This window comes from Streptomyces sp. NPDC002076 (assembly GCF_053593835.1).
Window position 1 is genome coordinate 501,923 of the sequence record NZ_JBSFDI010000003.1, and the last position, 13,935, is coordinate 515,857.

A 13,935-nucleotide genomic window follows, 5' to 3' on the forward strand; every position below is an offset into this window, starting at 1 on the left:
GGGCGGGCAAAAACCCCGCCAGTCTGGGCGGCCCGTCCGCTCAGACGAAGGAGCCGCCCAGTATCCGGACACCCTCTGCACGGAGGGTGAGATGCCGGCTACGCCGTAGTGAGCACCGGCGTGTAGTGCGAGGCGTCGCCCTCGATCGAGTAGCTCTCCTTGCCCTCGATGCCGACCGGGACGTCACCGGCGACGGTCACCCGGTGCAGCCGGCGCGGCCGCCCGTCGTAGTTGTCGATGGCGTAGTGCTGGGTGATCCGGTTGTCGAAGAGGACGAGTTCGTTCTCCGCCCAGCGGTGGCGCAGGATGTTCTCCGGGCGGGTGACGTACGCCTGGAACAGGTCCAGGATCTTGCGGGACTCGCCGGCGGACAGGCCCACGATCCGCTGCGCGAACCCGCCGATGAACAGCCCGCGCTCGCCGGTCAGCGGATGCACGCGGACCACCGGGTGGGCGGTGCGGTACGTGATGGAGGTGAACTGGGCGCGCTGGGCGGCCTTCTCCTCGTCGATCTCCTCGTCCGGTACGGCGTAGTCGTAGTCGTTGGTGTGCTCGGCCCACAGGGTGTCGGCGAGGCGGCGCAGCGGCTCGGGCAGGTCCCGGTAGGCGGCGGCCGCGTTGGCGATCAGGGTCTCGCCGCCGTACGGCGGGACGGTGATCGAGCGCAGGGTGCTGGCCTGCGGCGGGTTGAGGACGAAGGTGACGTCGGTGTGCCAGTGGTTGGCCCGGCCCCGCTCGCTGTCCACGGGCAGCACGTTCGGGGCGCCGTCGACTGCGCCGACCGTTGGGTGCGCGGTGGTCAGGTCGCCGAAGTGGCGGGCGAAGGCCTGCTGGCCCGCGTCGTCCAGAGGGCCCGCGTCGAAGACGAGCGCCTTGTGGACATTCAGGGCCTCGCGGATCGCGGCGACCTCTTCGGGGGCGAGCGGCCTGGTGATGTCGACGCCGGAGACACGGGCGCCGATGCGTGCAGTGACCTTGGTGATCTCGATGGACATGCGGGTTCCTTTCAGGCGAACGCGGGCGTGAGGTACTGGTTGGCGGGGCGGGGAAGGCCGTAGCGCTCCCGGAGGGTCTGGCGCGGGCCGTACTCGTCGCGGAACAGGCCGCGGGCGCGCAGCAGCGGTACGACGTGCTCGACGAACGCGTCCAGGCCTGAGGGCAGCACGGCGGGCATGATGTTGAAACCGTCGGCGGCGCCTTGCGTGAACCAGGTCTCGATCCGGTCGGCGACCTGCTCGGGCGTCCCGGCGAGGGTGAGGTGGCCGCGCCCACCGCCGAGTCGCGCGATCAGCTGCCGGACGGTCAGCTTCTCGCGCCAGGCCAGCTCGACCACCAGCGTGTAGCGGCTCTTGGCGCCCTCGACGGCGGACTCGGGCGGCAGGTCGGCGGGCAGCAGGGCGTCCAACTCCAGGGTGCCGGGCTGAAGTTGCAGCAGGCTCTCCAGTCGGCCCACCCCATGGGCGTACACGATGTGGTCCTCCAGCAGCCGCTCCGCCGCCCGCGCCTCCGCCTCGGTCGAGCCGAGGACGGGCACGATCCCGGGCAGCACCTTGATGTGCTCGGGGTCCCTTCCCGCCTGTGACGTCCGGGACTTGAGGTCGGCGTAGAAGGCCTGCGCGTCGGCGAGGGTCTGCTGGGCGGTGAAGACCGCCTCCGCGTACCGGGCGGCGAAGGCCTTGCCGTCCTCGCTCGATCCCGCCTGCACCAGGAGCGGGTAACCCTGCGGTGTGCGCGGGACGTTGAGGGCACCGGCCACGCTGAAGTACGTCCCCTGGTGCCGTGGCGGGTGGATCTTGCTGTCGTCGCCCCAGACGCCGGCCGCCTTGTCGGCGACGATCGCGTCGTCCTCCCAGCTGTCCCACAGCTTGAGCGCGACATCGAGGAACTCGGCCGCGCGGGCGTACCGCTCGGCGTGCGCGGGCTCCGTGTCGAGCCCGAAGTTCCGGGCGGCCTCGGCTCCCGCCGTGGTGACGATGTTCCAGCCGGCCCGGCCGCCGCTGATGATGTCCAGCGAGGCGAACTTGCGGGCCAGGTTGTAGGGCGAGTTGTAGGACGTGGACGCGGTGGCGATCAGGCCGATGTGCTCGGTGGCCGTCGCCAGCGCGGTCAGCAGGGTGAGCGGTTCCAGGGCGCCGGCCGGGCGCTGGGCGAGGTTGCCCCACAGCTGGGGGCCGTCGGCGAGGAAGAGGGAGTCGAAGGTGCCGCGCTCGGCGATCCGCGCGAGCCGCACGTGGTGCTTCAGGTCGACGTGGGCGTAGGGGTCACTCTCCGGGAGCCGCCACGAGGCCTCGTGGTGGCCGGTGTTCATGAGGAACGCGTTCAGATGGAGCCTTCTCCGTGTCACCGATGGTCCTCCGTGACGCCCAGTGCGGCCAGCAGCCGCTCGCGGTATTCGCCCAGGACCGGCTCGCGGTAGGAGCGCGGGTGGGGGCGGTCGATGGTCAGGTCGAGACCGATGCGGCCCCGGTCCAGGACGAGGACCCGGTCGGCGAGCACGATCGCCTCGTCCACGTCGTGGGTGACCAGCAGCACGGACGGCCGGTGGCGCCGCCACAGGTCGCGCAGCAGGCCGTGCATCCTGATCCGGGTCAGCGCGTCCAGCGCGCCGAACGGCTCGTCGGCGAGCAGGAGTTCGGGCTCGCGGACCAGGGAGCGGGCGAGCGCCGCCCGCTGGGCCTCGCCGCCGGACAGCTCGCCCGGCCAGGCCCGCTCGCGGCCCTTCAGCCCGACCTCGGCGAGGGCGGCCCGGCCGCGCTCCTCGGCGTCCTTGCCGTCGGTGCCGAGCAGGACGTTGTCCAGCACCCGGCGCCAGGGCAGCAGCCGGGAGTCCTGGAAGACGACGGACACCCGCTCGGGCGCGGTGAGCCGCCCGCTGCCCACGACTCCGTGGTCGAGCCCGGCGATCGCCCGCAGCAGGGTGCTCTTGCCCGAGCCGCTGTGCCCGAGCAGGGCCGTGAACTGGCCCGGGGGCACGTCGAGGTCAATGCCGTCGAGGACCGTACGGCCGTCGAAGGACCGGGTCAGGCCCTGCAGCCGGACCGCGGGACGGGTCAGTTGTTCAGTGTGCGGCGCCACGACAGCACCCTCCGTTCGACGAGACGGACCGCGCTGTCGGAGACCAGGCCGAAGACGCCGTAGATGAGCAGGCCGACCAGGATGACGTCGGTCTGGCCGTAGTTCTGCGCCTGGAACATCAGGTAGCCGAGGCCGCTGGTGGCGTTGATCTGCTCCAGCACCACCAGGGCCAGCCAGGAGCCCGTCACACCGAGCCGGAGTCCCACGAAGAATCCGGGCAGCGCACCGGGGATCACCACCTGGCGGACGAAGGTGAGCCGGGACAGGCCCTGCACCTCGGCGAGTTCGACGTACCGGCCGTCGATGCCGGACAGCGCGGCATGCGTGTTCAGATAGATCGGGATGTAGACGACGATCGCGATGATGGCGACCTTGAAGGTCTCCCCGATGCCCAGCCAGAGGATGAACAGCGGGATCAGGCCCAGGGTCGGGATCGCCCGGTTGAACTGCACGGTTCCGTCGATGAGCGCCTCCCCGGTGCGGCTGAGCCCGGCGGCCAGCGCGAGCAGCACGCCCGCGGCCAGACCGATCGCGAAGCCGTATCCGGCCCGCTGCAGCGAGGTCAGGATGTCGGTCGGCAGGGTGCCGTCGGTCCACAGATGACCGGCTGTCCGCACGACCGTCCAGGGCGCGGGAATGGCACCCGTGTCGAGCGCTCCGGCGGCGGAGGCGGCGGCCCACAGGGCGAGGACGACGATCGGGCCGATCAGCCGGGCGGCGGGCAGCCGGCGGCCGGGGGAGAGACGGCGACGCCGGCGGACCTGGGGAAGTTCTGCGGTCACCGTCGTCGCGACGGCGGTCGTCGTGGTCACGGCGGTCATTTCCGGTACTCCTCGGGTACGGCCTTGGCGGCGATCGACTCGAAGCGGTGGTCGAAGAGCGAGGAGACGTCGAACTTCTTCACGAACCCGCCCTCGGCGAGTAGATCCGCCGTCTCCTGCTCCCACTTGACCGCCTCGTCCCAACGGGGCGGGAACAGCGGCTTGTTGGCGAGCTTGGCGATGCCCCGCGCCTGTTCCAGGGTCAGGTTCTGCGTCTTGACGTAGAACTCCTCGTTCCAGACGTCCGGGTGCTCGTACTGCCACACCTGGCCTTGGGCCCACTGCGGGATGTAGGCGGCGATCGCTGCGGCCTTCGCGGGGTCGTTCAGCACGGACTGCGGTGCCCACAGCAGGTTGAGCAGGTCGACGACGTCGGTGGGGATGGTGCGGGCGCCCTTGGGCTCGTACTGCTTGAGGTAGGCCGGTGCCTGGCTGTTGGCGAGCGGGGCGACGTCGACCTGCCCGGACTGCAGGGCGGTGAGGAACTGATTGCTGGTCAGCGGGACCAGCTTCACCTCGTCGTACGCGAGGCCCGCCTTCCTCAGCGCCCGCAGCAGGACGACACCCTGGGCCTGGCCCTGCGAGAAGGCGAGCCGCTTGCCCTTGAAGTCGTCGACGGTGTGGATGTCGCTGCCGGGCCTGGTGGCGAAGATGTAGTTGGGCCTGCGGGTGAGGTCGATCGCCACGATCTTCGCGTCGAAGCCCTGGTAGTGCGCCTGGATCGGCGGGATGCCCGCGTTGTTGGCGAGGTCCAGGGACTTGGCCCGGAAGGCGTTGATGACATCCGGACCGGCGCCGATGTTCAGCCAGTTCGACACTGTGAACGGCAGGGCCGGCAGCTTGGCCAGCTTGAACTGCAGCTGTTGCTGGCCCAGGTACGAGGCGATCTTCAGGCTGGTGCCGGCCGGGACCTTGTCCGCGAGCGGCTTGGTGGCGGCGCCCCTGGTGTCGGCGGAGGCATCGCCCTTGGCGCAGCCGCTGAGGCCCGCCACGGCGGCGGACGCGCCCAGCAGGGAGGTGAGAAAGACACGACGGTGCATGGGAGGACTCCCCGGATGAAAGGAGGGGAAGGGCAGGCGAAATTCCGGAGCGAGAAGCCGGAGAAAAGACAGAGCAAGGAGCCGGAAACACGCGCTTCACGCGCGGCAACGTGTCAGCAACAGTGGCTGCGACAGCTCGTAAGAAGGCTCATGACCAGCATGTTCCTGTCCTTCGTTGATCCCTGTCAACATTCGGAGTTTCTGAATTAAATACCCTCAGCTGACGCACCCAGCGGATCCCGGAACAGCACGTCGAGAACCACCGAACCGCCCGCCACCGCCAGCACGGAATCCGGGAAACTCGTCGAAAGGACATCCGCCGAACGTGCCGTACCGACAGCCTCTCGCAGAGCGGCGAGGCAGTCCTCGAAATGGATCACGCCCACGTCGGTCACCACGACTGTCTCCGGATTGAGCACGTCGAGCAACAGCCCGGTCGCCCGCCCGGTCGCCCGGGCCCGTTCCACCAGCAGCCGCCGGGCCACCGCGTCCCCGGCCGCCGCCGCGGCCACCACATGCATCGGGTTGGCCGAGTCGATCACCCCGGCCGCCCGCGCCCGCCGGCACAACGTCCGCTCGCTCAGCTCTGCCTGGAGGCAGCCGGTACGACCGCACGGGCAGGGCTCGCTGCCGCCCGGCACCGGCAGATGCGCGATCGCACCGGCCGCCGAACGCGGCCCGTGGTGCACCTCGTCGTTGGTCGCGAAGGCCGCGTCGACCATATTGCCCACGAACAGATGCAGCACGCTCCCGCTGCCCCGGGCCCGCCCGAACAGCCGCTCCCCGTTCACCAACGCCCGCGCGTGCCCGTCCACATGGACCCCCAGACCGGTGCGGGCACCGAGCAGCTCCCGCACCGGCACCTCACGCCAGTCCAGCAGCTCGTGTTCGACCACGCTGCCCGTCCCGCGGTCCACCCAGCCGCCGACGGCCACCCCGACTCCCAGCGGCCGGCGGCCCGGCACCCCGGCGAGCAGCCCGGAGAGTCCCTCGGCGGCCCGCGCCAGCACCCAGCCGGGATCGGTCCGTTCGTGCTTCAGTTCCCGCTGGGCCACCACCCGGCCGCGCAGATCCAGCAACGCGACCGTCGTGTACGGCACGGCCACATGCACTCCGCCGACCAGGAACCCCGTGTCGTCCAGGTCGACGGGGACATGCGGCCGGCCGACCCCGCCCGAGCGGCGCGGCTGTGCGGACTCCCGGATCAGCCCGAGCCCGGCGAGCCGGGCGCAGTGCTCGGTCACCGACGCGGGCGACAGCCCGGTGAGCCGGGCGATGGTGCTGCGCGCCACCGGTCCGTGCTCCAGTACGGACCGCAGGACGACACTGGCGCTGGTGCGCCGCCGGTCGCTGTCGGCGGCACGCGGAACGGGCGAGACAAGGGTGGATACCGCGGTACGGGGCATGGAGGACCGTCCTCGGGAAACGGGGCCGACACGTCTCGGAGTTTCGAGGGGATGCGAAAAGAGAGGCGTGCCGAGCGCTCCGCCCCCAGGCCCTGTCGTCAAATTCCCGCCTGCTCGGCGACGCCTGGCACGCACGCTCGCCGCGTTGCCGAACCGCCCACGTGGCTCCGCCACGAGGGCGCTCCGGCGCCTTGCGATCGCACGCACCAGACGCCGCCGAGCCCGCCCTGCGGGCGAACGACGGGAATTTGACGACAGGGCCTAGCCCCGGCGGCGACAGGTGGCCGTGCCCTGGCGTCGCAGGTCGACATAGCGACGCGAGGTGAGGTACCGGGCCTGGGCAACCATGCGTTCGAAGCTAGCAAACCGCCCCCGTGCTGCCCAGACGGCGACCGACGGGCGAGACGAGCCCGCAGGGCTTTGGCGGGACTCTACAGTCGCGGTGCGGTGCACCGGAGTGAGCTGAGCGTCCCTACCTTCGTGACCGGCATCACGCCTGACCGCGTGTAAGCGGCACCCTTTGTCCGAAGGTCACGAAGGCGCTGTTCGACCCTTTGTCGAGCGCCGACGGTGATCGGCGCGTGTCCGCTGGGATAGCGTCACGACGTCCCGACGTGTCCACACCACCCCGCGGAGTCCCCATGAGCACCGCCACCGCCATCGCTCGCCCCGGCGCAGTACTCGCCGATCTGCTCCCCGCGTCCCGCGTCCGCGACGCGGCCCTCGTCGTCGGCGGCGCCGTGCTCACCGGCCTCGCGGCCCAGGTGGCGGTCCCGGTGCCCGGCTCCCCGGTGCCGGTGACCGGCCAGACCTTCGCCGCGCTGCTCGTCGGCACCGCGCTCGGCGCCCGCCGCGGCTTCCTCTCCCTCGCCCTCTACGCGCTTGCCGGTGTCGCGGGCGTGCCGTGGTTCGCGGACGGCACCTCCGGCGCCGCCTCGGTCTCCTTCGGCTACATCCTCGGCATGCTGCTCGCCTCGGCCGCCGTCGGCGCCCTGGCCCGGCGCGGCGCGGACCGCTCGCCGCTGCGCACGGCGGGCACGATGCTCCTCGGCGAGGCGATCATCTACGCCGTCGGCGTGCCCTACCTGGCCGTCGCGGCCCACCTCTCCCTCTCCCAGGCCGTGGCGCTCGGCCTCACCCCGTTCCTGATCGGCGACGCCCTCAAGGCCGCCCTGGCGATGGGCGCGCTGCCCACCGCCTGGAAGTTCGCGAACAAGCGCTAGCCAGGACTCATGCGCTGACGCCGTAGTTCCTGCGGAAGAGGTTCGCCGGGTCATAAGTTTCCTTGACCCGGGCGAGCCTCTTTTGCGTTTCGGGGTCGTACAGCCCGGCGCTCCGGTCCCCGGCGCCGAAGGCGAAGTTGAGGGACCGTCCGAGCGTGTCCCGGGCCAGCAGCGCGAATGCCGGGTCGAGCACGGCCCGGGCGCGTTCCCGCTCCCCGACCGTCAGCAGCCGCACCAGGAACCGCCCGTCGCGGTACGGCACCGCGTTCGGCGCCGGCCGGGCGAGCGCGCCGCCCAGGTGATTGACCTGCACGACACACATCAGGTCCGCCTGAGGCCCGGTCGCCCGCAGCAGCGCACCGGCCCGCTCGACATCCAGCTCCCGCAGCACCGCGCTGTCGCCGTAGTAGGCGTGCGGGAAGTCCGGGTCGCTGTGGATGGTGTGGCTCTCGGCGTACGGCAGCTCGCGCAGGGAATCCGCGAGCACCGGCCCGATCTCCCGCAGCGGGGCGACGATCCGCTCGCCGTCGGCGCCGGTGTGGGCGACCCGCACGGAGATGACGTACGTGCCGCGCAGCTGCGGGGGCAGTGCGGGCAGGTCCGGATACGGCACGGCGGCGAAGGACGAGGTCAGCCCGTCGGGCACGGTCCGCGTCCAGGCCTCGTACGCCTCCAGTACGGCCGCCGGGTCCACCACGCGCCCGTCGAAGGCGAGCGAGCCGCCGTACAGCGTCCGCACCGGTACGAGCCCGATCTCCAGCTCGGTGACGATCCCGAGGTTCTGCCCGGCGCCGAGCAGGGCCCAGTACAGCTCGGGATCGGAGTCCGGGGTGACGTGCCGCAGCTCCCCGTCGGCGGTGACGACCTCCAGCCGGCGCACATGGTCGGCCGCGTAGCCGAACTCCCGGGCGAGGATGCCCAGTCCGCCGCCCAGGGTGTACGACACCGCGCCCACGCCCGGCGCCGACCCGTTCAACGGCGCCAGCCCGTACGGCTCGGCCGCCGTGACCACCTGCCCCCAGCGCACCCCGGCCTGCACCCGCACGGTACGGGCCCCTGGGTCGACGGTGATCCCGTCCATCCGCCGGGTGGTGACGAGCAGCCCGCCCTCGTACCCGCCGGGCAGCCCGTGCCCGGTCGCCTGCACCCCGACGGGCAGGCCCTCGGCGGCCGCGTATCGCACGGCGGCCACCACGTCGGCCGGCGAGCGGGCGGGCACGATCACGGCGGGCCGCTGGGCGAAACCCAGCTGGAAGCCGGCGAGTTCGCCGTCGTAACCGGGGTCGCCGGGGCGGAGGAGGATCAGGTCCGGGAGGTCGTCCACAGAGGTCATGGCATGCAGCATGGCCGCATAACCTGACAGATGGCGTCAGGTTATGCGGCCATGTCCAGCCGGGGGCGGATCAGCCGACGGAGACCTTGTCGGCCGGGGCCTCGACCGCGGGGGCCGGGCGGCCCGCCGTGAGCTTCTGCTTCACCACGGCGATGATCACCACGACCGCCGCCACCGCCACCGACAGCAGCACGGTCGTACGGCCGCTGCTCTCGCCCTTGGTGTCGGTCAGCATGTAGCCGAGGACGAAGACGATGAAGGCGGCCGTCGCCCAGGTCAGGTACGGGTACAGCCACATCTTCACGACGAGCTTCTCCGGCGCCTCGCGCTGGATGATCCTCCGCATCCGCAGCTGCGAGAAGCAGATGACGAGCCACACGAACAGGGCCACCGCGCCGGACGAGTTGACCAGGAAGAGGAAGACGGTGTCCGGGTAGGCGTAGTTGAAGAAGACCGCCACGAAACCGAAGACGACCGAGGCCAGGATCGCCGTCATCGGCACACCGCGGGAGGTGGTGCGGGCGAACGCCTTCGGGGCGTCACCGCGCTCGCCGAGCGAGAAGGCCATGCGGGAGGCCGTGTAGAGGCCGGAGTTGAGGCAGGACAGCACCGAGGTCAGGATGATGACGTTCATGATCTGACCGGCGTTGGGGATGCCGAGCGAGTTCAGCGCGGCGACGTAGGAGCCCTGCTTGGCGATGGACGCGTCGTTCCACGGCAGCAGCGAGACCACGACGAGGATCGAACCCAGGTAGAAGACGCCGATACGCCAGATGATGCTGTTGGTGGACTTGGTGACCGCACGCTGCGGGTCCTCGGACTCACCGGCCGCGAGGGTCGCGATCTCGCTGCCCATGAAGGAGAAGACGACCAGCAGCACACCGGTGAGGATGGTGCCGGGCCCGTGCGGCAGGAAGCCGCCGTGGTTCGTCAGGTTGCCGAAGGACGCCTTGTCGGCGTGGACGCCCGGCAGTACGCCGAAGATGGCCAGCAGGCCGATGACGATGAACGCGCCGATCGCCACGACCTTGATGCCGGCGAACCAGAACTCGAACTCGCCGTAGGAGCCGACGGAGACCAGGTTGGTCGCGGTCAGCACGGTCATCACGATGAGCGCCCAGCCCCACTGCGGTATGCCCGGCACCCAGCCCGAGAGGATCTTGGCGCCGGCGGTGGCCTCGACGGCCAGCACGACGACCCAGAAGAACCAGTAGAGCCAGCCGATGGAGAACCCGGCCCAGCCGCCGAGGGCACGGTCGGCGTGCGCGGAGAAGGAGCCGGAGGTGGGGTTCGCGGCGGACATCTCGCCGAGCATCCGCATCACGAGGACGACGAGGGTGCCGACGATCGCGTACGACAGGAGGATGCCCGGTCCCGCGGTGGCGATACCGGAGCTGGAGCCGACGAAGAGGCCGGCTCCGATGACACCACCGATCGCGATCATCGTCAGGTGGCGGTTCTTGAGTCCTGCTTGAAGGCCCGAACCAGGGGTCATTGGACGGATTTCCTTTGCGCCAGGAGGAGCAGCTCGTATGAGCGGTGTACGAGTCGGTCCAGTGAATCCGAGGCGAACGGATTCGGGAACCTCTGAATCCGTATCGTTACTTGAGGTTCCCTTGAGGTTCTATGGTTCCAGTCACATTTTCCGAGGTCTGGCGGGGTGTCCCCCGGGGGCCGGCGGGTGCCGCCACCCGAGGCTGCTGCGCGGAATGAGGCGTGTCACACTCGTGGCATGCGCGTGTATCTCGGCTCCGACCATGCTGGCTACGAACTCAAGAACCACCTCGTCGAGTGGCTCAAGGCGGCGGGTCACGAGCCCGTCGACTGCGGGCCGCACATCTACGACGCCCAGGACGACTACCCGCCCTTCTGTCTGCGCGCCGCCGAGCGTACGGCCGCGGACCCCGACGCCCTGGGCATCGTGATCGGCGGCTCCGGGAACGGTGAGCAGATCGCCGCGAACAAGGTGAAGGGCGTGCGGGCGGCGCTGGCCTGGAGCGAGGAGACCGCGGCGCTGGGGCGGCAGCACAACAACGCCAACGTGGTGGCTGTGGGTGCGCGGATGCACAGCACGGAGGAGGCGACGAAGTTCGTCGAGGTCTTCCTCAACACGCCGTTCTCCGGTGACGAACGTCACATCCGGCGGATCGACATGCTGTCGGCGTACGAGACGACGGGCGACCTGCCCCCGATCCCGGCCCACCACCCGCAGGCCTAACGGGCCCCGGGGCCCCGCCCCGAGCCCCCGTCTTGCCCACCCCCGCCCGGTCGACCGATCGGGCACCCTCCAGGGGCCCCGGACCGTAGTCTTCCCACCCGCCCGACTCGGTCGGCTGGGAGAGCACCCTTCAGGAGCTCCCGGACAGTGGTCTTCCCACCGATCCGACTCGGTTGGCGGGGAGAGCACCCTTCAGGGGCTCCCGGACAGTGGTCTTCCCACCGATCCGACTCGGTTGGCGGGGAGAGCACCCTTCAGGGGCTCCCGGACCGTGGTCTTCCCACCCACCCGACTCGGTTGGCGGGGAGGGTGTTCTTCGGGGGCTGTGCCTCGGATTGTGGTCTTGCCACCCGCTCGATTGATTCGGTGGGCTGGGAGGGCGCTCTTCAGGGGCTGTGCCCCGGATTGTGGTCTTGCCCCCGCTCGGCTGATTCGGTGGGCTGGGAGGCGCCCTCCCGGGGCTGTGCCGCGGACCCCGGTCCAAGCCCATCTGCCCGGCCGGCTCGGTGGGTGGGAGGGCGTCGTCTTGGGGCTCCGGTCCGGTCTGTTCGTTCACCTCTCGACCCAGCGAGACGGGTGGGTGGGAAAGCACTCGACGCCCGCCCCCCGATCCGGGGGCGAAAAGCAGGAAAGGACACCCCGCCGTGCCGGAAGGGCACACGATCCACCGGCTGGCCCGGGACTACGCCGAGCGCTTCCTCGGGACCGCCCCGCGCGTCACCAGCCCCCAGGGCAAGTTCTCCGACGCCGCCGCCCTCCTGGACCGCGCGGAACTCACGGCCACCGAAGCCCACGGCAAGCACCTCTTCCTCCGCTTCCGGGACACCGACTGGGTCCACATCCACCTCGGCCTCTTCGGCAAGGTCGGCTTCGGTGACGCCCCCGCGCCCCCGCCGACCGACACCGTCCGGCTCCGGCTCGCGACCGACACGGCGTACGTGGACCTCCGCGGCCCCACCACCTGCGCCCTGATCACCGACACCGAGAAGCGGGCCGTACACGACCGCCTCGGCCCCGACCCGCTCCGCGAGGACGCGGAACCGGACGCGGCATACCGCAGGATCTCCCGCAGCCGTACGACGATCGCCGCGCTGCTCATGGACCAGAAGATCGTCGCCGGCGTCGGCAACGTCTACCGTGCGGAGGTTCTGTTCCGGCACGGCATCGACCCGTACCGCGCGGGCAAGGACATCGGCCGCGCCGAGTGGGACGCCCTGTGGGCCGACCTCGTCGAGCTGATGCACGAGGGCGTCCGGAAGAACCGGATCGACACCGTCCGGGCCGAGCACACCCCGGAGGCCATGGGCCGGCCACCCCGCGTGGACGACCACGGCGGCGAGGTCTACGTCTACCGCCGCGCCACCCTGCCCTGCCACATCTGCGGCGCCGAGATCCGCACCGCCGGCCTCGCCGCCCGCAACCTCTTCTGGTGCCCCACCTGTCAGCAGAGGTGACCGGGCACTAGAAGCCGTGCGGCAGCCACGGGGCGACCGGTGAGCCGAAGGCCACCGATGCCTCCGTCAGCGCGCCCGGCCGCAGCTCGTGCACCCGCCCGGCCGCCGCGAGCGACAGCAGGGTCACGCCGCCGAGGTAGGACGCGCCCAACTCCAGTACCGAGAGGGAGAGTTCCGCGGCGTCGTACGTACGCGCGCAGGACGCACCCTTGGCGTCGCCCGTCAGCCGCCACCGCCCGGCGTTCCACGGGCAGAAGGTGTCCTCCACCTCCAGCACGACGTCCACCGGCGCCTGATACGTGCGCGCCGACAGCGCCGTACCCACGTCGACGAGACGGACGTACGCGTCGTCCCTCAGACGCGGCCGGCAGCGGCGGGTGTCCGAGACCAGGTATCGCCAGGTGTCGTCGACCGGCCGCGACCTCACCGACAGGGTCGTCATCAGGTCGATGCCGCACAGGAACCGCCACAGCGCCGCCTCGGTGACCGGGTCGATCGCGGCGAGGTCCCTCAGCTGCACCGTGCCGTCGTGCCCGCTCTCGCCCCAGCCCAGCTTGGTGGTGAAGCGGGCGTATCCCGTCACCTCGCGGTCCCGTTCGGCGACCACGCACTGCAGCGCCGACGCCCCGCCCCGCTCGCTCTCGGGATCGAGGAGAACGGCCCGCTCCCAGCCGGGCTGCCGGGCCAGCATCCCGGGCCGCTGGGGCACCAGCGCCGCGTAGACCGCCTCGCACGCGTCGAGGACGTCGGCGGGCGCGGCATAACGCAGCCGTACGTCCTCCACGCCGGGCGGCAGGAAGAGTGTCACCCGGCTCGTGTCGATCTCGGCGGTCGTCCGGAACGTGGCCGCGCCGTACCCGAAGCGGCCGTAGATCGCGGGCTCGGACGCGGTCAGCACCGCGAGCGGCTCGCCCAGCGCCCGTACGTCGTCCAGCTGCCGGCGCATCATCGAGGTCAGCACCCCGCGCCGTCGGTGAGTGGCCGCCACGCTCACCATGGTCACGCCGGCCGCCGGGACCGCGGCCCCGCCCGGCACCGTCATCCGGAAGCTGAACGCCCCTGTCGTGCCGATGACCTCGTCGCCGTCCCAGGCGGCCAGGGAACGGTCGAACTCGGTGAGGGACCTGTCCAGTTCGCGCTCCTCGGGCGGTGCCGCCGAGGCGCCGAAGGCGCGGTAGAGGACGTCGTACCACCGGTCCCAGTCGGACTCGCGCAGCACCCGCAACTCGGCTCCCCGGTCAGTCCCCATGAGTCATGCGTACCAGGGCGCCGCGGGACGAGCCAGCGAATTTCTCCCGGACGGGGGCGCGATGGCCGCGTGTGCCGTTCACTGTGAGGACGAACCGCGAAGTCGAGCCCCGCACG

12 protein-coding genes are annotated in these 13,935 nt (G+C 71.1%); 3 read left to right on the forward strand and 9 right to left on the reverse strand.

Annotated features, from left to right (window positions below; all coding sequences use genetic code 11):
• Positions 1-98: 98 nt before the first annotated feature.
• From ACWCQS_RS09455 to ACWCQS_RS09480, 6 genes are all read right to left on the reverse strand, one after another.
• Entirely contained in the window at positions 99-995 is an 897-nt protein-coding gene (locus tag ACWCQS_RS09455) for a TauD/TfdA dioxygenase family protein (protein WP_451003886.1), read from the reverse strand.
• Between the two features lie 11 nt (positions 996-1,006).
• The gene (locus ACWCQS_RS09460; RefSeq protein WP_451003887.1) at positions 1,007-2,344 is read right to left on the reverse strand and encodes an LLM class flavin-dependent oxidoreductase; all 1,338 of its coding nucleotides are present in this window, start codon (positions 2,342-2,344) and stop codon (positions 1,007-1,009) included.
• Positions 2,341-3,075: an ABC transporter ATP-binding protein gene (locus ACWCQS_RS09465; RefSeq protein ID WP_451003888.1), complete on the reverse strand. Its 735-nt coding sequence runs from the start codon at positions 3,073-3,075 to the stop codon at positions 2,341-2,343. The genes ACWCQS_RS09460 and ACWCQS_RS09465 overlap by 4 nt, the downstream gene beginning before the upstream one ends.
• The gene (locus ACWCQS_RS09470) at positions 3,051-3,896 is read right to left on the reverse strand and encodes an ABC transporter permease (protein ID WP_451003889.1); all 846 of its coding nucleotides are present in this window, start codon (positions 3,894-3,896) and stop codon (positions 3,051-3,053) included. Before ACWCQS_RS09470 ends, ACWCQS_RS09465 begins: the two co-directional genes overlap by 25 nt.
• A complete protein-coding gene (locus ACWCQS_RS09475; protein ID WP_451003890.1) occupies positions 3,893-4,936 on the reverse strand; it encodes an ABC transporter substrate-binding protein in 1,044 nt (347 codons plus the stop codon). Before ACWCQS_RS09475 ends, ACWCQS_RS09470 begins: the two co-directional genes overlap by 4 nt.
• Before the next feature lie 206 nt (positions 4,937-5,142).
• Positions 5,143-6,342 carry an ROK family protein gene (locus ACWCQS_RS09480; protein WP_451003891.1) on the reverse strand — a complete coding sequence of 400 codons (1,200 nt, stop codon included), beginning with the start codon at positions 6,340-6,342 and terminating at the stop codon, positions 5,143-5,145.
• A gap of 641 nt (positions 6,343-6,983) precedes the next feature.
• Between ACWCQS_RS09480 and ACWCQS_RS09485 the strand changes: the two genes are divergently transcribed.
• The gene (locus ACWCQS_RS09485) at positions 6,984-7,565 is read left to right on the forward strand and encodes a biotin transporter BioY (protein ID WP_451003892.1); all 582 of its coding nucleotides are present in this window, start codon (positions 6,984-6,986) and stop codon (positions 7,563-7,565) included.
• Between the two features lie 7 nt (positions 7,566-7,572).
• Here ACWCQS_RS09485 and ACWCQS_RS09490 read toward each other — a convergent pair whose 3' ends face one another.
• Both ACWCQS_RS09490 and ACWCQS_RS09495 read right to left on the reverse strand, forming a co-directional pair.
• Positions 7,573-8,898: an FAD-binding oxidoreductase gene (locus tag ACWCQS_RS09490; RefSeq protein WP_451003893.1), complete on the reverse strand. Its 1,326-nt coding sequence runs from the start codon at positions 8,896-8,898 to the stop codon at positions 7,573-7,575.
• 70 nt (positions 8,899-8,968) lie between these two features.
• On the reverse strand, positions 8,969-10,393 hold the full coding sequence (locus tag ACWCQS_RS09495) for an amino acid permease (RefSeq protein WP_451003894.1): 1,425 nt from the start codon (positions 10,391-10,393) through the stop codon (positions 8,969-8,971).
• A 237-nt stretch (positions 10,394-10,630) separates the two neighbouring features.
• On the opposite strand from ACWCQS_RS09495, the gene ACWCQS_RS09500 reads away from it, so the two are divergent.
• Complete coding sequence (locus ACWCQS_RS09500) at positions 10,631-11,116, forward strand: ribose-5-phosphate isomerase (protein ID WP_451003895.1); 486 nt, start codon at positions 10,631-10,633, stop codon at positions 11,114-11,116.
• A gap of 644 nt (positions 11,117-11,760) precedes the next feature.
• Positions 11,761-12,570: an Fpg/Nei family DNA glycosylase gene (locus ACWCQS_RS09505; RefSeq protein ID WP_451003896.1), complete on the forward strand. Its 810-nt coding sequence runs from the start codon at positions 11,761-11,763 to the stop codon at positions 12,568-12,570.
• Positions 12,571-12,577: 7 nt separating this feature from the next.
• Here the strand turns inward: ACWCQS_RS09505 and ACWCQS_RS09510 are convergent, their stop codons facing one another.
• Positions 12,578-13,819 carry a GNAT family N-acetyltransferase gene (locus ACWCQS_RS09510; RefSeq protein ID WP_451003897.1) on the reverse strand — a complete coding sequence of 414 codons (1,242 nt, stop codon included), beginning with the start codon at positions 13,817-13,819 and terminating at the stop codon, positions 12,578-12,580.
• Between the last annotated feature and the right edge of the window lie 116 nt (positions 13,820-13,935).

Bases quoted from the DNA above. Each gene is read 5' to 3' on its own strand.
- ACWCQS_RS09455 (WP_451003886.1), bottom strand. From the start codon at position 995: ATGTCCATCGAGATCACCAAGGTCACTGCACGCATCGGCGCCCGTGTC.
- ACWCQS_RS09470 (WP_451003889.1), bottom strand. From the start codon at position 3,896: ATGACCGCCGTGACCACGACGACCGCCGTCGCGACGACGGTGACCGCA.
- ACWCQS_RS09475 (WP_451003890.1), bottom strand. From the start codon at position 4,936: ATGCACCGTCGTGTCTTTCTCACCTCCCTGCTGGGCGCGTCCGCCGCC.
- ACWCQS_RS09480 (WP_451003891.1), bottom strand. From the start codon at position 6,342: ATGCCCCGTACCGCGGTATCCACCCTTGTCTCGCCCGTTCCGCGTGCC.
- ACWCQS_RS09485 (WP_451003892.1), top strand. From the start codon at position 6,984: ATGAGCACCGCCACCGCCATCGCTCGCCCCGGCGCAGTACTCGCCGAT.
- ACWCQS_RS09490 (WP_451003893.1), bottom strand. From the start codon at position 8,898: ATGACCTCTGTGGACGACCTCCCGGACCTGATCCTCCTCCGCCCCGGC.
- ACWCQS_RS09495 (WP_451003894.1), bottom strand. From the start codon at position 10,393: ATGACCCCTGGTTCGGGCCTTCAAGCAGGACTCAAGAACCGCCACCTG.
- ACWCQS_RS09500 (WP_451003895.1), top strand. From the start codon at position 10,631: ATGCGCGTGTATCTCGGCTCCGACCATGCTGGCTACGAACTCAAGAAC.
- ACWCQS_RS09510 (WP_451003897.1), bottom strand. From the start codon at position 13,819: ATGGGGACTGACCGGGGAGCCGAGTTGCGGGTGCTGCGCGAGTCCGAC.